The organism is Flagellimonas ulvae, assembly GCF_049333175.1.
Taxonomy (GTDB): Bacteria; Bacteroidota; Bacteroidia; order Flavobacteriales; family Flavobacteriaceae; genus Flagellimonas.
The window spans coordinates 2448830-2469222 of sequence record NZ_CP186325.1; the positions used below are offsets into that span (position 1 = coordinate 2448830).

The window sequence follows — 20393 nt, forward strand, 5'->3', positions numbered from 1 at the left end:
CTGATTATTCTATTATGTAAATCTACGTTTATCGAAAAGCATGTTCTACCATAATATTGATACAAATTTGAACTATTTTGATTTTTTTGATTAATTTATACCTTTTATAAGGTATTTATGTGAAAATTGAATTAGAGACCATAGCGCCAAATACCAATAGTCCCTTTCGGCTTTTGCACCTCCCCAGATTAAATCATCTTTTCTATTGGCATTTCCATCCTGAATACGAATTGGTTTACATTGAAGGTGCCAGTGCTACCCGACATGTAGGTGAGAGTATTTCAAGTTATACTAAAAGTGATTTGGTATTCATCGGTTCCAATATTCCTCATTTGAATTTTGATTATGGCGTTCAAACCGATTACATTAAGGAAGTTCTACACATAAAACCATCTTTCAAGGAAAACGTACTTCTCAATATTTCTGAACTTAACGATATTCTTACCCTCTTTGAAAGGTCTAGTCATGGCATCGTTTTTACTGGAAGAACCAAAGAACAAGTTGGTGCTCAGTTAAAGAAGCTTTTTACGCTCTCTCCTTTTGAATTATTTATGGAGTCTATTCAAATTTTAAAGTGTTTAGCTAATAGTAAAGAATATTATTTATTGCATGACCGTCCTTTTGTGAATACCTATAGAAAAAAAGAACAGGATAGACTTCGAAGTATTCATGAATTTGTAGATAAAAACTACCAACGTAAAATTGCGATTGGGGAGGTAGCTGAACTTTGCAATTTAGGTACGGAGTCATTCTGTCGTTATTTTAAAAAGACCACGGGGAACACATTTACTAATTTTCTAAATCAATATCGCATTAGTCAGGCCAAAAGACTCTTGTTGATGGGGAAAAATATTAGCGAAACTTGTTATGAATGTGGATTTGAGAGCCTTTCCTATTTTAATAGGATTTTCAAAAAAATTAGCCATCAAAACCCTTCTGATTTCAAGAAACATTTTCGAAAAACGTCCTGATAAGAGTCAGTTGACGCTGCATTTATTCCGTTCTTGGCACAAAAAAACCGCCCCAAGCTAGCACTTGAGGCGATTTTTAACTAAATAACCAACCAAAAAACTTGTCTATATAGTCGAACACTATGTTTTGTCCTTACATTTTTCTTTGCCGAGTCACAGACATTATAGAATTTTTAACTTTTTCCCGCTTTTTCCCAATCTTTGGATTTGACTTTAAATACTGAATAAACCCTCTTCCTGTGAACTCATATACTGTACCGCTTGCTACATGAAACAATTCTATGGTACTATCATCAATAACGTAGAGCTCGAAATAATCATTGCCCAAGAAATCGTAATCCAGTGTTAAAGTTTTAAGCGTGCTATCTCCTTGTACATCAAAAACCTCATATATCCCCTCATAATCCCAAACCAAATCCACAAGTGGTATGGCTAGGTTGTCTATAGATGAACGGAAAACGCCTTGACCACCACCAGATAAAAACTGTAGATAATTCTCTTCATCGAACTCATTGATGGCACCAACTTCGCTCGTGAATGTTTTCTCCCAAGCTTCATATTCCTGCAAGAACATGTGGATATTATCATAGAACACCAAATCATAATCAAAGTTGTTCCTTTGATAACCCCTTAATACGTAAGAAGTATTTGTATTTGGATTATAAAGCTCAATTGTCCTATCATTTATGGCCAAGACCTCCAAAAACCAAAGACCATCAATATCATGATCTACTTCCACAGCACCGTTCAAAGTTCCATATGCCCCCACATCAATACCAAAACCATTGCCAGTTTTTCCTAAGCCTGCCAAATTATTGTTCACATAGACTATACCTCTATTAAAAGAAATGGTAAACGCTCGCTGTAAAAAAGGAACTTCTCCATTTCCTCGGCTTGCGTTGATGTCGATATACCATAAGTCATAACTCTCTAAAACCAGAGCAGTGTTAACCGGTGATGCTTCAATGAAGTCATCTTCGATAATAACATCGGTATAACATGATGAGGCCAAGAGGCCTATAAAAAGTAATCCGAATAGTAGTTTTCCATTCCTCATAATTCTAGTCTTTTGATTACACTTTACTCAACCAAGCATTATGCCAAAAAATATAACTATTTGATAATCAGATATCAATGTATTGTTTAAAGGATTGATTAGTTTTGAACCCTTAATCTGAAACATGCAAAACTCACTTAGGTTTGGCGTTATAGGGGGCGGTAGTTGGGGTACTGCCATTGTAAAAATGCTCTCTGAAAATATGGCCCGAATAGCCTGGTATATTCGTAACGATTCCATTATCAGGCATCTACAACGAGAAGGTAATAATCCGCATTATATTAGCTCTGCCCAATTTGATGTTTCCCAATTACATCTAAGCTCTTCTATTGATGAAATTGTGGAAGCTTCAGATGTGTTGATTTTAGCTATTCCCTCGGCTTTTCTGGAGAAAGAGTTTGCAAATTTGACCTTAGCTATAAAGGATAAAATCGTTTTCTCCGCCATTAAGGGTATTGTTCCGGAAACAGGATTGATAGTGGGGGAACACTTGCATGAAGCTTACCACATTCCATTTGAAAACATTGGTGTGTTGACTGGACCATGCCATGCTGAGGAGGTTGCCCTTGAGCGCCTATCATATCTCACTTTAGCTTGTTCTGATACTTCCAAAGCTGAATTGGTGGCTAAAAACTTGAGAAGTCATTATATCCGGACCAAAATATCCGATGACATAATTGGTACTGAATACGCGGCAATGCTGAAAAATATTTACGCAATAGCAGCTGGAATAGCACATGGTTTAGGGTATGGAGACAATTTTCAGAGCGTTTTGATGAGCAATTCCATTCGGGAAATGAAACGATTTATTAGTTGTGTACATAAAATGAAGCGAAACATCAATAACTCCGCTTATCTAGGCGATTTGTTGGTTACGGGTTATTCCATTTTTAGCCGAAACCGCATGTTCGGCAATATGATTGGTAAAGGATATACCGTCAAAAGCGCCATGATGGAAATGAACATGGTAGCTGAGGGCTACTATGCCGCAAAGAGTGCCCATGATTTAATGTCCAAATTGGAGAAAAAAGCAAAAACTCCAATCATTGATGCTGTTTACAACATTCTTTATAAAGAAAAAGAAGCAAAAAAGACATTTAAACGGCTTACAGAAAAATTAGACTAGAACTATGGGGCCAAAAGATCATCAGTAACACTTTTTCCTCTGGGAATGGAATTATTGCTGACATCTATGGTCATGGTATCATAAGATTTTACATGATACTTGTTTATCACATATGACTTGTGCACGCGAGTGAAGTTCTTTGGGAGTATCTCCAAAGTTGATTTTATGGTACCGTAGCTGGTAATTTTTGATTTATCCGCTAAATGATAGGTTACATAATTCCCCAAACCTTCAATAAATAGAATTTCCTGTGTAGGCACGCGATGGGTTCTACGGCTTGAGCGAATTTCCAAAACTTCGCTTTCCAGACTTTGGTTTTTTTCGGATTCTTTTACCCATAATTGGAAAATCTTGATGGCCAAAATCAGTAGAACAGTGGTATTTATAAGTATTATGGCACGTACCAACATCATTAGGTTGAACAGCCCGCTACTGGAATCATTTAATAGAAGGTTTTCATAAAATAGATGTATAAACACGCGTTGCAAGATTCCACCCATGAGCAACATAAACCCATAACCCAATATGAAAGCCCAGTACCTTTTCTTCATTAAGTATCTGGGCAGTAAAAAGTAAATTGTAAAATATACCGCCAAAATACGAATAGGCATCAAAAGAAACTCCAAATAAAAGGAAGCTAAATATCCTTCTTCATTCACCCAGATAAATCCAAAAAGAACATAATACGTAACCCAAAATAGAATATGGGTCGCAATTCGTGAATTAAAAAGATAGAAGTCCTTTGTTTTATTCATTTCATCAAAACTTCAAATCATGCTACACCTACTTTTCACATAAAAACAAGCGTAGCAGATATAAAATCCAGCTAGCCTAAAAATAGCCATTCTAGTTTTAAGCCACCTTAAAAACGAACAGATGATACACAAAACAATGGCTTTTGGTTTACTAACCGTTATTTGTTTAAGCCTCATTCCAATCCAAGCGCAAAAATTAGGGAGAAGAAGCACCTGGGAAGCCAAGATAAATGGCCCTAATGCAAATGTACCTGGAGCTCGGATTAGCAGCATAGAACCAAATAGCCCTCTAGCTAAGGCAGGTTTTTTACCTAACGATCTTATTTTGGAAATAAATGGAATCCTTATCAAAGACTCAAATGTTTGGAGCGATATAACATACGGTTTACGTGCTTCAGTAAAAACAGAAATCAAAGCACTCCGTAATGGAAAAAGTATTGAACGCCATGTCGTATTCAATGCTTTGGATAAAGAAAAGCATGAAAAATTGGACACCTATTATGAAGAAGTGACCAGTGCCTATGGTATTACCCAAAGGGTAATTATCACCAAGCCCAAAAAAGTTGGTAAGCAACCAGCAGTAGTATTAATAGGAGGTTTGAGCTGTTCCAGTATTGAAACCTATTCGGGCAGGAGAGGAACAAACTGGGGGAGAACTATAAAAGGTTTGGTCGAAAAATCGAATATGGTAGTCATGCGTATTGAAAAGCCTGGTGTTGGAGATAGCAATGGAGATTGTAGCACATCAGATTTCTTGATGGACCTGGAGGGTTATCGCAGTGCAATTCGCTATCTCAAATCAAAATCCTATGTAGATACCTCAAGAATCATTGTTTATGGATCAAGTATGGGGAGTGCTTTGGCTCCAGTTTTAGCCAATGAGTTTGACTTGGCCGGTGTAATTTCAGACGGGACCTTTTTCAAAACATGGTATGAGCATATGTTGGAAATTGAGCGACGGATACTATCCTTTAAGGGAAATACAGAATCTCAGATTGTAGAAAAAATGAACCAATTCTATATTCCACTATATCATGGGATGTTAATTCAAAAAAAGAGCTATCAGCAAGTAATAGATGAATATCCGGCTTTGAGTGCATACAACTATCATGACCCAGAACATATGTATGGTCGCCCTATGGCCTATTATCAACAGCTACAAGATTTTGATTTGGCAGGCGCATGGGAAAAAGTGAAAGTTCCTGTTCGTATTCTTCGAGGCACCAATGATTGGATTATGTCATCCTTTGACAATAAGATGATTATGGAAGTGCTCGAAAGAAATGGACATAAAGACCATTTACTGTATGAGTATCCCAATCTAGATCACTGGAATACCATTCATGAAAGTGCCAAAGACTCTTTTGAAGGAAAGCCAGGGGAATGGGACCCCGGAACTATCAACCTAATCATTGGGTGGGCTCAAGAAATAGCTGGAATCAGTTCTTAAATACGCTCCAAGGAAAAGTTGGAATGTGATTCTAGTTCTTCTTGAATCTTTTCTTTGAATGCTAGCATTTGAGCATTGTCGTAGCTATACACTTTTTTGAACTCTTCCATAACAGGTTCAAGATATTCGCGGATACTATCAATATCGAAATACAACCTTCCTGTTCTTCGAATAAAGAAATCTAAAGGATTGGCTGCCATTTCAAAAGCGATGGAAAACTGAGCTTCTGCTCTAATCATTTTTACATAGTTTTCTTTGTTCCGCAATGATGCATAGTTTTCCAGAATAATCTCTGTCTGTTTTCCATACGTGGTTACCAAATACCATGCATCATACTCTGAGAAACCATCATCCTTGATGCGTTCATAAATCTCGCCAATGTATTTTTTTACGTGTTTGAATTTCTTGAAATCATTACCGCAGAGCGGAATTTTATCCGTTGAACAAGATTCAAAAGATATTCCTTCATCTTCTTCCATTTTCTTGGTGATACGATTGACAACGCGTTCTGCCATTTTTCGATACCCGGTCAATTTTCCACCTGCAATGCTCACCAAACCAGTATCGGAAGTAAAAATTTCGTCTTTTCGCGACAATTCCGAAGCGGATTTTCCTTCTTCGTGGATCAATGGCCTCAAACCTGCCCATGAAGAAATAATGTCTTCCATTTCCAAATTAATGTCGGGGAACATATTGTTCACCGCGGAGATTAAATAGATGGCATCGGCTACATCAGTTCGTACATTGTCCTTATCCAAATTGAAGTTCGTATCCGTGGTACCCACATAAGTCACTTTTCCTCTTGGTATAGCAAACATCATTCTGCCATCTGGAACATCAAAATATACAGATTGCTTTACGGGTAATTTTTCCTTTGGGAATACCAGATGCACTCCTTTGGTCAAATGTAGACGCTTCCCTTTTTTGGAATTGTTGGTGCTTCTTAATTCATCAACCCAAGGCCCTGCCGCACTAATCACATGTTTTGATTTTATCTCAAACTCGTTCCCAACTATTTCATCTATGACCTTAACTCCTGAAATGGTATCGTTGTCATATATAAAATCAACTACCTTGGCATAATTCAGCGCCTTTGCTCCATATTGAAGGCTTGTTTTTATGTTTTCAATGGTCAACCTGGCATCATCAGTTCGGTACTCTGCGTAATATCCTGCACCATTCAATATCTTTTTGGGAAGAAGCGGTTCAAGTTTCATCGCCTCTTTCTTTTCCAACATCTGTCGCTTATCATCTCCGGTGACCTGTGCCAGGATATCGTATACTTTGAGTCCAATCGAAGTCAACCATTTTCCGTAGGAGCCTCCTTCAATGAGTGGAAGCAACATCTTCTCAGGAAGTACCAAGTGGGGCGCCAATTTGTGCACGATGGCTCTTTCGGAACCCACTTCTTTAACCAGCCAAAAGTCAAATTGTTTTAAGTAGCGCAGCCCTCCGTGAATAAGTTTGGTAGATTTACTGCTTGTTCCCGAAGCGAAGTCTCCTTTCTCCAATAAAGCCACCTTCATTCCACGGGAAGCAGCATCCAGGGCAATTCCTGCGCCAGTAATTCCTCCACCAATCACGACCAAATCAAAAGTCTCTTTAGTCAATTCTTGAATGGTGTGCTCTCTGTCCAAGTTGGAAAATCTAATATTCTCTTTCATACCTTTTGCAATCAAGCTTCAAAAATACATATAATGTAAACGTTTACACAACAACATTATTTAAGTTTACATCAACTCTGTTGGATAAATTCATACTCCCTATCCACAGTACAAATTCTTACTTTATACCATGAATACCATTGTTCTTTTCCTTTTTGTTGGGCCACTTTGTGCTCCATGTTGGCCTTCCAACGAGAGATGGATTCCAGACTCTTCCAATAGCTTATAGAAATTCCAAGGGATGATCTAGCGCTTTCAAAACCTAAAAAACCTGGTTGTTTTCTTGCTAAATCCTCCATTTCTTGCGCCATTTGGGCATACCCATTATCTCCTTCTGTTCTCGTATTAGTGAAAATAACGGCATAATACGGTTGTTTCAATTCCATTATTCTATATAGCTTTTCTCTAAGAAATAATTAACCAAGGCCTCTTTCATCAAAACGGATTGTTCCCCTGCTTTCAAGGCTGGAAGTTGTTCCTTTACCTTATAATGCGGCCATCCATCCTCATCAAAAAAATCGAAATCGTAATATCCGTAAGGCTCCAAAAGTCGGCAAATGGCAATGTGCATTAAGTTTACCTTCTCATCTTTTTTAAAAGTCCTATGAAAATTACCCAGTTCTTGAACACCCACCAGATAAATAATCCCATCAATTTCCAAGGGGTCTCCATCTGAGAATTGAGCTGAGAGCTTTTCCACTAAAAGTATCCATCTTTCCTTTAACTTTTCGTCCCTTGCCATAACTTGAGTTAGTCCCGTAAAGGTACAAACCAAAGTTCTATATTTGTTAAAAACCCATACGTGACCTTTTTTGACATTGTTATTGGCATATTGTTGGTCTGGGGTCTTTTTAAAGGCCTTAAAAATGGACTTTTTGTTGAGATTGCCTCCTTGTTGGCCCTAATAGTAGGTCTTTATGGCGCCATTCACTTCTCGTATGTTACTGGGGATTATCTTAAAGAGCAGGTAAACTGGTCTGAAACCTATGTTAAGGTAGCCGCGTTTTTAATCACCTTTTTTATTATAGTGGTTCTTGTCCATTTTGCAGGTAAGTTTTTGACCAAGATTGCCGACTTTGCCATGTTGGGGCTTCTTAACAAAATTGCTGGTGGAATATTTGGGGCTCTTAAAACCGCCATTATTCTTGGTGCCCTACTTATTTTCTTTGAAAGACTTACGGATACCTTCAATTTTGTTGACGAGGAAACCAAGCAATCCTCAATTTTTTACGAACCTATAAAAGAAATAGGCGCCCTAGTATTCAGTTTTGTTCTTGAGGAAAAAGAAGATATTCCTAAAATTGAAAATCTAAATAGAGGTGTATAAAAGGCATCTTTTCCCGACAAACGGTTGATTTTCTTTGAATTGAATTGTACGAAAACCCCTCTTTATCTACACATTATCGGATAAATCCGTTTTCTTATGGATTATTTATGGCTTAGGCAATCCCCTCTTCTAGATTAGCAAAACGAGCACAAGAGAATACTAACGAACGCCCCCGAAAATGAAAAAGTTGAGCACTGCTGCTTTAACAGCGGCCTTGGCTATCATCCTTATTACATGCAGTAAATCTTCTGCAACTTCAGAACAGGAAATTATAGTCAATAATCAAGCAGCCAATACTAAAATAGCAGTAAATGCTACTGAACTCGAGGCGGAATTACTGGATTTAATCAATGAACATAGGGCTTCCGTAGGGGTAGATGCCTTATTGCCAAGTTCCGAAGTGTATCCGTTTGCCGAAAATCACAACAGCTATATGATTTTACAAAACAAATTAAGTCATGACAACTTTGAATCCAGGGCAGCTCAAATTACCGCAAGAACAAATGCCAAAAGGATAGCGGAAAATGTAGCCCGCCATTATAGTTCTGCACAGCTTGCCCTCGGCGGGTGGCTGAGTAGTTCAGACCATAAAGGCACATTGGAGGGGAACTATACCCATACAGCACTAAGTGTTGTTTTGGATAAAGAAGGGAAGCCTTACTTTACGCAAATCTTTATGTTGGTGGAATAAGATTTTGGTCAAGGATGTTTTAGAAGTGTTTTAATAAAGACCTGTTTTACTACGGGTCTTTTTTTTACCTTTCATAAAAATTAATCCTATGGCCATACAAGAACCTTTCAATCTTACCAAATGGGTGAAAGAGAATAGGGATGTTCTTAAACCTCCGGTTGGAAACAAAAATCTGTACAAGGAAGCTGGGGATTATATTGTTATGATTGTGGCGGGGCCCAACGCGCGTAAGGACTATCATTACAACGAAACTGAAGAGCTTTTTTACCAGTTGGAAGGAAACATTGAGGTGCATATCCAAGAAGATGGACAGAAGAAAACTATGAAATTGGGGCCAGGGGATATGTATCTACATCCGGCTAAAATACCGCACTCCCCAGTAAGACACGAGGGGTCAATAGGGTTGGTAGTTGAGAGAAAGCGTGACCATATGAACGTTGACGATGGTCTACTTTGGTTTTGCGATAACTGCAACAACAAACTCTATGAGGCCTATTTTACTTTGCATGATATAGAGAAGGATTTTTTTGGTCATTTTAAACACTTTTATAGCTCCGAAGAATTAAGAACCTGCAAAAATTGTGGGACTATAATGCCTGTTGATAAACGTTTCATCGCCGAAGAATCATAAGTATGTTGTTAGTTGCCAAAATCATAACCGCTATTGTCGCATTATTGCATCTCTATTTTTTATGGTTGGAAATGTTCGTGTGGACCACAAAGGCCAAAAAGGTATTCAGGAATTTTCCCGAAGACCTTTTTGAACCGACCAAATCTATGGCTGCAAATCAAGGCCTGTATAATGGATTTTTATCTGCTGGTTTAATATGGTCTTTACTTATACAAGACGCATTATGGCAATTCAACGTGGCTTTGTTTTTTCTTTCGTGTGTGCTCGTGGCCGGGCTCTATGGTGCCTACTCTGTATCAAAAAAAATATTTGTGGTCCAAGGAATTCCCGCCCTACTTGGGATAGTCTTTTTTCTGTTATCCTATTATATATAATTTCTTAGGCAAAGGAAGAACCATTCTCCGTACTTTTGTCAAGATTCTAACAATATTCTCGCAAAAAGTTATAAAAATGTCTACTGTTACACTTTCTTTTGGAATGGATAAAGCCTTGGGGCAACTAGGTTTACAAGAAATCAATCAGGGTACTTCTACTGGTATTCATTCATTTGGTTCCGGTGAAATCATAGAATCTTTTTCACCAGTGGATGGTGAGCTAATTGGAAAGGTTACCTCAACCACAAAGGAAGAGTACGAAAAAGTAATGCGGACCGCTACCGATGCTTTTCAATATTGGAGAAAAATACCGGCTCCCCAACGTGGAGAAATTGTTCGCCAATTTGGAGAAAAGCTTCGTGAATTAAAGGAGCCTCTAGGAAAATTGGTTTCGTACGAAATGGGAAAATCTTACCAAGAAGGTTTGGGCGAAGTACAGGAGATGATTGATATTTGCGATTTTGCGGTTGGACTTTCCCGCCAATTGCATGGACTCACCATGCATTCCGAAAGGCCGGGCCACCGTATGTACGAACAATATCATCCACTAGGAGTTGTTGGAATCATCTCAGCTTTCAACTTTCCTGTTGCCGTATGGTCTTGGAACACCGCTTTGGCGTGGGTCTGTGGAGATGTTTGCGTATGGAAACCTTCAGAAAAGACACCTCTTTGCGGAGTGGCTTGTCAAAACATTATGGCCAAAGTACTAAAGGAAAATAATCTTCCTGAAGGCATTTCCTGTCTCATTAACGGTGATTATACGGTTGGAGAATATATGAGCCATGACAATAGAATCCCTTTGGTCTCTGCAACAGGTTCCACCAGAATGGGCAAAATTGTAGCTCAAGCGGTTGCTGCTCGTTTGGGAAAATCGCTTTTAGAACTTGGGGGAAACAATGCGATTATCGTAACCCCAGATGCTGATATTAAAATGACCGTGATAGGAGCGGTATTCGGAGCAGTGGGCACAGCAGGACAACGTTGTACCTCGACCCGCAGATTGATAATCCACGAATCTGTTTATGATAAAGTGAAAAAATCGTTGGTAGATGCTTACCAACAGTTACAAATTGGAAATCCTTTGGACGAAAAAAATCATGTTGGACCTCTAATTGACGTTCATGCAGTAAATATGTACCATTCTGCTCTTGAAAAGGTAAAGGAAGAAGGAGGAAACATAATTGTTGAAGGTGGAGTGCTTTCTGGAGAAGGTTATGAAAGTGGTTGCTATGTAAAACCAGCCATTGTTGAAGCAGACAATACCTTCCATATTGTTCAAGAAGAAACGTTTGCCCCCATCTTATATCTTTTGAAATATTCGGGTGGTGTTGAAAATGCGATTGAAATGCAAAATGCTGTAGCGCAAGGCCTTTCATCAGCGATTATGACCAATAATTTGAGAGAGGCCGAACGGTTCTTATCTGTAGCTGGCAGCGATTGTGGGATAGCCAATGTGAACATTGGAACATCGGGAGCAGAAATAGGAGGTGCTTTTGGCGGTGAAAAAGAGACCGGGGGAGGCCGAGAAAGTGGTTCTGATGCTTGGAAGGTGTATATGCGTCGCCAGACCAATACCATTAATTATACTACTGAACTTCCATTGGCGCAAGGGATAAAGTTTGACCTGTGATGTAGCTATTACATATTAACAAAAAGTCTCGGAAACATATTATCTCATGCAGGGAGACTTTCTGTTTTATTGCTTATTCTTCTATGCCAAAATGTTCCATTACTTCCTCGTATGACATTTTGTTTAGCTGAAGATGTTCATTTTTACCATTAATTTCCGAATCAGGTATAATTATATATCTAAAAAGAAAATTATAGGGTACATAATTCTCCGGGTTGTCCGAGTCAAAATTAATCCCATCCAAAAACCTTATCCCCAAAGTATTTGTTGTTGGAAAAGGGGTGATTTCTACATAACCATCTTCTAAATTGATTTGTATTGGAGCTGAAAAAACTGGGGCATCCTCTTCAATAGGTTCCATATTAAAAGTTGTTTTTATATAAACCCAAATTCCTCCAAAGTCAAGAACTTCTTGCGTAAGGGCTAAATCTTCATGTAAATAAATGAATTGGATAGCATTTTCATCAAATGCATCAATATCAAAGTTTTCCTCTTCTGGTGTAATCCAGCCACTGGAGATTATATTTACAGCACCGTCCTGTCCATCTTCACCATCCTGCCCATTTTGACCATCTTCACCGTCCTGTCCTCTTTCACCTGTTTCTCCTTTTTCTCCAGGAATCCCCTGCTCTCCTTGTATACCTTGTTCTCCCTGAATACCCTGTAGCCCCATCTCACCATCTTGGCCATCTTCAACAGAACATGATACTAATACAAGTGAAAAAAAAGTATAACATTTCAAAGCAATTTTTATAAACCGTTTCATGATTTTATTGATTTTAGTAAGAAAAAACGCACTTTTCATGTTTATATTGTAAGATTTTTAGTATATATCTCTGTTTTAAAGCATTTTACAATAAGCATGGCAAATCCATCATGCTTGCGAGAATGTCAATACTTCTAGAGTAGAAATTGGTGAAGAAAAAGACGCCACTTTAGTGGGAGGAGAGGTTCAGAGTTTTGGAAAAGCTACATAGATTAAGTCCAAGAAAGTATTTATTATACAAATTAGTTTCCCATCATTCTTGTAAACTAGAATTGACTTGTAAAATAAAAACCGCCAATTTTAGATGAACATAAAACTGACGGCCTTAAAACCAACTTAACTAACTCAAACTTAAATTAAACCCTATTTCAATGCCGGAGCTTTGTCGGGAGAAATAGGGTTCCTTACCTAATATTGAATCAAATTTCTTATTAATTGCCATGTAAGTCAAAGGCAAGCGTATCGTTGGTCAAAAAAACTGTATAATTGGCATCTCTGCTTAAATCCTATCAGCGGAGATTAAATAAAACCAGCGGAAAATACGGCTTCAGTTTCTTCCTTTTTCTCCTAGATAAAAAGTGTGTACGGGTTCACTTTGCCAAAATTGTTTGGTTTCAACATCCATGGCTGTCAAACATCCCTTAAAAGCAGCACCGGTATCTATGTTCCAAACATTGGCGCCATTTTGAGGAACTACCTCTTCTGTTTTTGATATGGGTGTATGGCCGATAAAAATTTCAGTGTAGTGAGTCAATCTTTTGGGAAAATCCTTGTGATCACTGGTAAGATTTGGGTTAATGGCCTTCGCCAACTCCCATAACGTCCTATCCCAATAGAACAGTTTATCAAAGTATTCAAAATCTACCCCTTTGAGATTGGTAAATCCGGCATGGAGAAACAGGCGGTTGTCGCCATCCAAAAAAAAGTTGTCCAAATTGGCAAAAAAATCCAAATGCCTGTCCCAAGTATCTTTATCGGCTTTTAAGTAAGAATCTCGGGTAGCAGTTCCCCCATGTGCTAACCATTGAGGGTTCTCTTTTTTTGTAAGCATCCATTCTTTGCAAAGCTCATCGTGGTTACCTCGAATGAATGTGCACTTCCAATCACGTTTTAGGTCAATTAAAAAATCTACGGTTTCCACTGCGGTACTCCATCCGTCCACATAATCGCCTAAAAAAATAAGATGATCCTCTGATGTTACCTTGGCCCTTTCCAAAAGTTGCTTTAGAGCTTTAAGGCCGGAATGAACATCACCTATAACAAGTTTCCGCATTCTTAAAATTTAGACAAGTATACGACGTAACAATTGAACATCGTTATCAAAACACACTCGAACAAAAAATATTTATAAAACTATTTTATGGTTAGATGAAAAACTACATAGGTGTTCATTAATCGAGTTCATCAAGAGAAGCTTTTCTATTTTAACAATTTATTTTATATTGTAGGGCAATACTTGTCAATTTGGTCCTAAAGTAAATAAAATAAGGAAGTTCAAATTCACTTTAAATCCAATAACAAGTATAGCTTGACACTAACAAAAACCTCACGAAAATGAAAAAAAATTACGCTACATTTAATCCTCCTTGGGATTCTTTTATCTTAAAACAAAGATATTCCCCGCATTAATTTGTCATCTTATTTACTTCTAGTTATTGGAAGTGAACACTTGCTTATTTTTTAGATAATAATTTGATTAACCTCACGAAAATGAAAAAAAACTACTCTCAGGGTAGTTGCTTTCTCAGTTGTATTATTTCAACAAAGCGATATAGCCCTTTATTATTATTGATTTTGTTCCTTATAGGGTCTCTCTCTACGGCAACTGCACAACAGATGCAGCGAATCCCAGGGGAGATTGTCGTTTGTCCCGCAAAGTTCAAAGACGAAAACTCTAGAATGGCCATGGGCCAAATGGCTTTAAAAGAAGCCATGAGAAAGGCTCAGCCTTCAACAAAAAAAGCTGCTACGGCCGAATTGCTGATTACATTTGGTCCTGGAGCACAGGGCAACACAGCAGTTCAAGAAGCTTTCCAATTTGCCTTGGAAATTTGGTCTGAAGAAATTGTTTCTCCAGTACCTATCAGAATTTTTGCAGACTTTGCGGATTTAGGAGCTGGCGTTTTAGCTTCGGCTGGGCCAACTACATTGCTTAGCAACTTTCCAAATGCCCCACAAGCTGATGTGTTTTATCCAGTTGCTCTTGCCAACTCATTGGCAGGCGAAGATTTAGCTCCAGATTTGGAGTTTGACCTTGTTGTAAACATAGGTAACGGTATCCCTTGGTATTTTGGTACCGATGGTAATACGCCATCAGGGCAATTTGATTTTGTTACTGTTGCATTGCATGAAGCAGGACACGGTTTAGGTTTTGTTGATGGTGGAAACGTAAACAATAATGGAATAGGAAGCCTTAACAATGGCGGAGATCCATTTGTTTTTGATACTTTCATAGTAGACCCACAACAAAATTCGGTTTTGGACATCCCCAATCCCTCAGAAGCATTGGGAGATTTTCTTACCAGTGGCGATGTTTTTGTAAATGGTCAATTTGCCGTAGAGGCGCTTGGTGGTATTCTACCCGAACTTTTTGCTCCGAATCCCTTTCAAGGAGGCTCCAGTATTGCGCACTGGGATGAAGCGACCTTTCCTGCAGGAGATCCTAACTCTTTAATGTCTCCACAAGTAGGTACTGCAGAATCCAACTTTGATATCGGGGATATTACTCGAGGACATTTCAGGGATATGGGTTGGGTCCTTGCGGAACAACCCCCTTTCAATATTTCCCAGACTATTTTTAATGTGGAGTTAAATGTAGAAGAAACAGCGACACGGGAAATCACAATTACAAACGTCTCGGAAGGTCCTATAAATCTAACCTCTTTTCCAGGTATAGGAGCTCAAATAGTACGTTCGGCAACGCCATCTGAGTTTACATTGGCAGCTGGAGAATCAGCCCCTGTGACCATCAACTTAAGTACGGAAGGTGTTCTAGCTGGACTTTCCCAAGAGAGTATCATTTTCGCGGCTGAAGGATTTCCAGTTAGTGATGATGTTACATTCAATTTTAGGGTATTGGATGGTACAGAAGCACCTATTATTGTGGTAAATCCAGATGCCTTCAATGAAACTATAGAACAGTTCAAGATAGAAACTAGGGATTTGGTTATTAATAATCCAGGTAATGATGATTTGACCTTTAGCATTACTGTAGGTGACAATGAGACCCCCAACTTCACAAGTAGGGTCAACTCAACCTATAAAAGCATTCAAGCCAACGGATTTACGAAACAAAAGATTGCCAATACAGCCTCAAGGGCGAATTCTTTGACAAATCTTTTGACCATAAACGGTACAATAAACAGAATTGTATCCGATTTATTTGCAGAAGACTTCGAGAGCCTAACTCCTGGAGACATAACTGGACAAGCCGGGTGGTTTGGTAGATTTGAAAACAACTGGACCGTATCGAATCTCAACGCCTTTGACGGTGCTCAACACCTTAGGGCTATTTCGGATGGTTTAGGCGGAACAAGGCCAGCTGCCCCTTTAGCACTTTCCCCAACATTCACGGTTGGAAATGAACCTTTCTCGGTTATGTCTGCCCAAGTTAACTTGGAAGGAAGCGGTGTAAGCTGGGAAATTATCCCTCAAAACACAGTTCAAGGCTCCGTAGTCACCCGTTTGCGTTTTAATGGTGATGGTACCATCGATATACTTGACGGTGGAATCGGAGGGTTTGTTCCCTTAAATGCATCTGTTCCAGAGGGCTATTTTGAAGTTCGGATTGTGGTCGACAGAGATACGTCTGGACTAAGGGTCTTCTTTGACGGTGAGCTGGTTTATTCCGGTGAAGGTTTTGCCAATTCAATTGATAATGTAGCTTTCTTGTCTGATATGGCCGTAACAGGATCCACCATGGACGTGGACAACTTGGATGTAACCGATGGGGATGCTGAAGCTTTCTTCTTGTCTGTGGCTCCTATCTCGGGAGTTGTTCCTTTTGGTGAATCATTAACAGCTCAAGTTACTTTTGATGGAAGACTTTTGGAACCTGGTGTTGTTAACGCGGTTATTACCATAGATAGCGATGATCCCAATACTCCTTCTTTGGATGTTCCTGTTACGCTAACGGTAAATGCACCACCTAGTATCGGTGTTAATCCAGATAGCATAAGTGCTTCCGTAAATGTAGAGATTGACATTCCCGCTATTGCAAATTCATCCTTTGTTATTTCCAATACTGGTGAGAGCAACCTTGAGTTTACCACTTCTTTTAGTCCAACAACATTTACACCACAAGCAGGTTCTCCCAATGATGAACTGCTAAAGAATTTAGACCGTACTAAATATGGATTGGGCAGCAACTTTACTGGCACAATAAAGGCCGTGAAAAGCCTAAATGTTCAGAAAGAAACATTTGACATAAGTGTACTTAAGAACACCACTGCGGTTACGGACTCTATTTTCTATGATTCAGGTGTCGATTTTCCAGGAGGCTTTGTTGGCCTTGGAGCAGGTGCTCCAGGTATAAGCACTGCTATCCAATTTGATGTGGTAAATCAAGATTTTGCACTCACAGCGGTTAGAAATGCCTATCGAACAGAAGGTTTGACCGACGTTGCGGTTTTACTTCAAGTGTATACCGGTGGTCCTTCTCCTGCTGATGGAGAACTACTACTTGAACAAGTGGTTACAGGAGATAGCCCTGATGGTATTGTTGTTTTGGAAGAATTGAACGTGCCTTTGCAGTTCAGCGTAGGGGAATCATTCTGGGTCGTTCATTCCTATCCTCAGGGAATTGACTTCCCTCAGGGTACCGACGATACTATTGAAAACACCAGACCTAATACCTATGCCTTTAGTTCTGATGGCGGTGTGACCTACACGAATTTGGACGGCTTTGCCTTCTTGACCAGAGCATTATCAGATGGTTCAGGGGCTTTTATCGAGTTGTCTCCAAGAACAGGTACAGTTGCTCCAGGAGAATCTTTAGAAGTAAGCGTAAGTTTAGATGGTTCTGCGCTACCCAATGGTCTTCATGAAACAGACATCCGAATTGAAAGCAATGATCCTCTCAATCCCACTTTAATAGTAGCTACGGACTTCGAAGTTTCAGGTCAAGTCTCTGGAATAGATGTTTCGGATGAGCTGTTATTGTTTAACGATGTGTTTATTGGTGCAGCTAGCGAAAGAACATTTACTATAAGTAATACTGGAATTGATAACCTCAATATTTCAAGTATTGTTTCAGATAATCCAGAATTTACAGTTTCTCCAGATACGGGAGTTGTGGAATCGGGTGATGATATAGAAATTGCCGTTACTTTTGCACCCACTTCAGCCGGAAGCAGTAACGGTATTCTAACTATAAACAGTAATGCAGAAGGAACCGAAGCTGTGGAGGTTATTGTGAATGGAGTAGGTGTGGTTGGTCCTTTTGCTGTTTTACCTGAAGAAGTTTCAGAAACCGTTGCAGAAGGCAAAACAGTTGAGACAACCATTACGCTTAGAAATGATGGAGAATCTCCTTTAATCTTTTCTTTTCCTGAATTCACGGTAGCTGCTGCTTTGGCAGACCCCAACACTCCTATGCAAGTTTCTGAGGTTCTACCGTTTGAGAATTTTTCCAGAATACAGGAAAAAGGATTCAAAGATAGCCGAATTGGTGCCCCCACTGAGCTTAGCATGGGTCGCGATTTAGGGTTTGGATATACCTGGATAGACAGTGACGAACCAGGAGGTCCAATAAACAACTTCTTTGATATTACGGCATTTGGATTTGAACTTACTGATTTTCTAGTTGATGCTGGTGGTTTTGGAGATGGCACTGTAAGTTTGGCATTGCCCTTCCCATTTGAATTCTACGGTGTCCAATATGAAGATCTATTTGTTAGTGCAAATGGGTTATTGGCATTTCAACCTCCAACTGGACCTAATTTTATCAATGGACAAATTCCCGTGAATGATGGCTCCAACAATATCATAGCTCCATTGTGGACAGATCTTGAGCCTCAAAACGGAGGTTCTGTACACATTCTCGGTTTTACAGATGCAGTAATTGTGCAATGGACCAATGCTCCAGCATTCACAATTGGACCGGATACCGGAACGGTTACTTTCCAAGTAATCCTCTTCGATGACGGTACAATAGATATTTATTATGATGATGTCTCATCAGCTATTTTCTTGGAAAATGCTACCGTTGGGATTGAAAATGCAGAAGGTTCAGATGGTGCCCAAGTCGCATTCAACACTCCTTATATCAAAGATGGTTTGGCTTTGCGCTTTATTGCGCCTGAAATACCACTAACACCTTTTATTTCGGACATTGCCCCAATCTCAGGCATAGTGCCGGCAGGTGGAGAAACCACTTTGGACGTTACACTTGATGCATCCAATTTACTTGCAGGTGTCTTTTTTGATGAGCTAAGACTATCAAGTAATTCACCTGATATAACGCGAAGTACCACCTTGTTTGAGCTTACCGTGCTGGAAGGTCCTAGGGTAACTGGATTTACTTTAGTAAATGCCAACACAAATGAACCTATTGGGCCATTAGCTGATGGCGATGTGATTGACCTTGCGGATTTCCCGTTGGATGCTGAATTTAGCATTATTGCGGATACTGGTGATGTGGAGATTGGAAGCGTTGTTTTCGACTTTAATGGAGAGGAAGGCTTTAGGACCGAAAGCTTTGTGCCATATGCCTTGGGAAGTGATATAAATGGGGACTTCGTAGCTGTTGATTTCCCATTGGGTATAAATGACCTTACCGCCACACCTTTTACCGAATCAGCAGGCAATGGCGATTCAGGCCTATCCAATTCGATTAACTTTGAGGTAATCCGAACTTTACAACCAATAACATTTGCATTAATTGATGCAGATACAAATACAATTATTTCACTAATAGAAGATGGAGATATCATTGACTTAGCTCAGTTCGAAACCTCTAACTTCAGCATTGAGGCATTGGTTGACGAAAATTCTGTGGGAAGTATTGTTTTTGACTTTAATGGAGAGGCTGGTTTTAGGACCGAAAGCTTTGTACCGTACGCTTTGGCTAGTGATATCAATGGGGACTTCGTACCTGTTGATTTCCCATTGGGTATAAATGACCTTACCGCCAATGGTTTTTCCAACAAGGGAGGAACAGGTAATCTGGTTGCAACAGGCTCTATATCTTTTGAATTAATCCAAACTTTAAGTCCGATATCTTTTAATTTAGTAAATGCGGATACCAATACGTTTATCTTAACCTTAGAAGACGGAGATATTATCGATTTGGCGCAGTTTGAAACAACTAATTTCAGTATTGAAGCAATAGCCGAAGGTATAGATTTAGGAAGTATTGTTTTTGACTTTAATGGAGAGGCCGGTTTTAGGACTGAAAGCTTTGTACCGTACGCTTTGGCTAGTGATATCAATGGGGACTTCGTACCTGTCGATTTCCCATTGGGTCTAAATGAGGTGACCGCTAACGGTTTTTCTCAAAGAAATGGACAAGGAAATCTATTAGCAACAGGGGTTATATCTTTTGAGATTCAGAACACGGGGTCTTCAGAAATTCGAGTATTTCCCAATGCAACTTCTGATATTGTCAATGTTGGATTTAAGACTGATTCAGGTAAGAAGTTCACTGGTGCCATGTTCAATATGTTTGGTCAATTGGTGCGTTCCAATTTGACATTTGACTTTGAATCTTCGAACACCCAATCTTTCAGTATTGCCACTCTTCCTCAAGGAATTTATATTCTTGAAATTATGGATGAGAAAGGAAATACCGTTTCACAAAAGAAGATTGTAAGACGATAGATTATTCTTTTAATCACAAAAAGGGCGACCATTCAGAATGGTTGCCCTTTTTTCTTTTCAAGATAACCCCATTAGAACAATTTGTCAACAAATCTTCCCCTGATTAATGTCTTATTGCATCACAATAATTAGA

At 39.2% G+C, this 20393-nt stretch carries 16 protein-coding genes; 9 read left to right on the forward strand and 7 right to left on the reverse strand.

Going from position 1 to position 20393, the window contains the following annotated elements:
• Positions 1-119: 119 nt before the first annotated feature.
• Positions 120-971: an AraC family transcriptional regulator gene (locus ACOKFD_RS11260; RefSeq protein WP_422858023.1), complete on the forward strand. Its 852-nt coding sequence runs from the start codon at positions 120-122 to the stop codon at positions 969-971.
• Between the two features lie 133 nt (positions 972-1104).
• On the opposite strand, the gene ACOKFD_RS11265 is transcribed toward ACOKFD_RS11260, so the two are convergent.
• A complete protein-coding gene (locus ACOKFD_RS11265) occupies positions 1105-2028 on the reverse strand; it encodes a nicotinic acid mononucleotide adenyltransferase (protein ID WP_422858024.1) in 924 nt (307 codons plus the stop codon).
• 124 nt (positions 2029-2152) lie between these two features.
• Here ACOKFD_RS11265 and ACOKFD_RS11270 point away from each other — a divergent pair, with 124 nt between their 5' ends.
• Positions 2153-3154 (forward strand): NAD(P)H-dependent glycerol-3-phosphate dehydrogenase, encoded by a 1002-nt coding sequence (locus tag ACOKFD_RS11270; protein WP_422858025.1) that lies wholly within the window; start codon positions 2153-2155, stop codon positions 3152-3154.
• Between the two features lie 2 nt (positions 3155-3156).
• On the opposite strand, the gene ACOKFD_RS11275 is transcribed toward ACOKFD_RS11270, so the two are convergent.
• Positions 3157-3909, reverse strand: coding sequence for a LytR/AlgR family response regulator transcription factor (locus ACOKFD_RS11275; RefSeq protein ID WP_422858026.1), 753 nt, complete (start codon positions 3907-3909; stop codon positions 3157-3159).
• A gap of 121 nt (positions 3910-4030) precedes the next feature.
• On the opposite strand from ACOKFD_RS11275, the gene ACOKFD_RS11280 reads away from it, so the two are divergent.
• The gene (locus ACOKFD_RS11280; protein ID WP_422858027.1) at positions 4031-5359 is read left to right on the forward strand and encodes a PDZ domain-containing protein; all 1329 of its coding nucleotides are present in this window, start codon (positions 4031-4033) and stop codon (positions 5357-5359) included.
• Here the strand turns inward: ACOKFD_RS11280 and ACOKFD_RS11285 are convergent.
• From ACOKFD_RS11285 to ACOKFD_RS11295, 3 genes are all read right to left on the reverse strand, one after another.
• A complete protein-coding gene (locus ACOKFD_RS11285; RefSeq protein ID WP_422858028.1) occupies positions 5356-7023 on the reverse strand; it encodes a glycerol-3-phosphate dehydrogenase/oxidase in 1668 nt (555 codons plus the stop codon). The two genes, ACOKFD_RS11280 and ACOKFD_RS11285, sit on opposite strands and share 4 nt — an antisense overlap.
• Before the next feature lie 71 nt (positions 7024-7094).
• Positions 7095-7409: an antibiotic biosynthesis monooxygenase family protein gene (locus ACOKFD_RS11290; RefSeq protein ID WP_422858029.1), complete on the reverse strand. Its 315-nt coding sequence runs from the start codon at positions 7407-7409 to the stop codon at positions 7095-7097.
• Positions 7409-7765 (reverse strand): hypothetical protein, encoded by a 357-nt coding sequence (locus tag ACOKFD_RS11295; protein WP_298996489.1) that lies wholly within the window; start codon positions 7763-7765, stop codon positions 7409-7411. The genes ACOKFD_RS11290 and ACOKFD_RS11295 overlap by 1 nt, the downstream gene beginning before the upstream one ends.
• A gap of 60 nt (positions 7766-7825) precedes the next feature.
• On the opposite strand from ACOKFD_RS11295, the gene ACOKFD_RS11300 reads away from it, so the two are divergent.
• From ACOKFD_RS11300 to ACOKFD_RS11320, 5 genes are all read left to right on the forward strand, one after another.
• On the forward strand, positions 7826-8350 hold the full coding sequence (locus ACOKFD_RS11300; RefSeq protein WP_298996486.1) for a CvpA family protein: 525 nt from the start codon (positions 7826-7828) through the stop codon (positions 8348-8350).
• Positions 8351-8528: 178 nt separating this feature from the next.
• Positions 8529-9041 (forward strand): CAP domain-containing protein, encoded by a 513-nt coding sequence (locus ACOKFD_RS11305; protein ID WP_422858030.1) that lies wholly within the window; start codon positions 8529-8531, stop codon positions 9039-9041.
• Positions 9042-9129: 88 nt separating this feature from the next.
• Positions 9130-9672 (forward strand): 3-hydroxyanthranilate 3,4-dioxygenase, encoded by a 543-nt coding sequence (locus tag ACOKFD_RS11310; protein WP_422858031.1) that lies wholly within the window; start codon positions 9130-9132, stop codon positions 9670-9672.
• Between the two features lie 2 nt (positions 9673-9674).
• Entirely contained in the window at positions 9675-10046 is a 372-nt protein-coding gene (locus tag ACOKFD_RS11315; RefSeq protein ID WP_422858032.1) for a DUF1304 domain-containing protein, read from the forward strand.
• 76 nt (positions 10047-10122) lie between these two features.
• Positions 10123-11676 carry an aldehyde dehydrogenase family protein gene (locus ACOKFD_RS11320; protein ID WP_298996481.1) on the forward strand — a complete coding sequence of 518 codons (1554 nt, stop codon included), beginning with the start codon at positions 10123-10125 and terminating at the stop codon, positions 11674-11676.
• Between the two features lie 73 nt (positions 11677-11749).
• Here ACOKFD_RS11320 and ACOKFD_RS11325 read toward each other — a convergent pair whose 3' ends face one another.
• Positions 11750-12442: a collagen-like triple helix repeat-containing protein gene (locus ACOKFD_RS11325; RefSeq protein WP_422858033.1), complete on the reverse strand. Its 693-nt coding sequence runs from the start codon at positions 12440-12442 to the stop codon at positions 11750-11752.
• 547 nt (positions 12443-12989) lie between these two features.
• Positions 12990-13715 (reverse strand): metallophosphoesterase family protein, encoded by a 726-nt coding sequence (locus ACOKFD_RS11330; protein WP_422858034.1) that lies wholly within the window; start codon positions 13713-13715, stop codon positions 12990-12992.
• Between the two features lie 437 nt (positions 13716-14152).
• On the opposite strand from ACOKFD_RS11330, the gene ACOKFD_RS11335 reads away from it, so the two are divergent.
• Positions 14153-20260, forward strand: a complete 6108-nt coding sequence (locus ACOKFD_RS11335; RefSeq protein WP_422858035.1) for a choice-of-anchor D domain-containing protein — start codon at positions 14153-14155, stop codon at positions 20258-20260.
• Positions 20261-20393 lie beyond the last annotated feature (133 nt).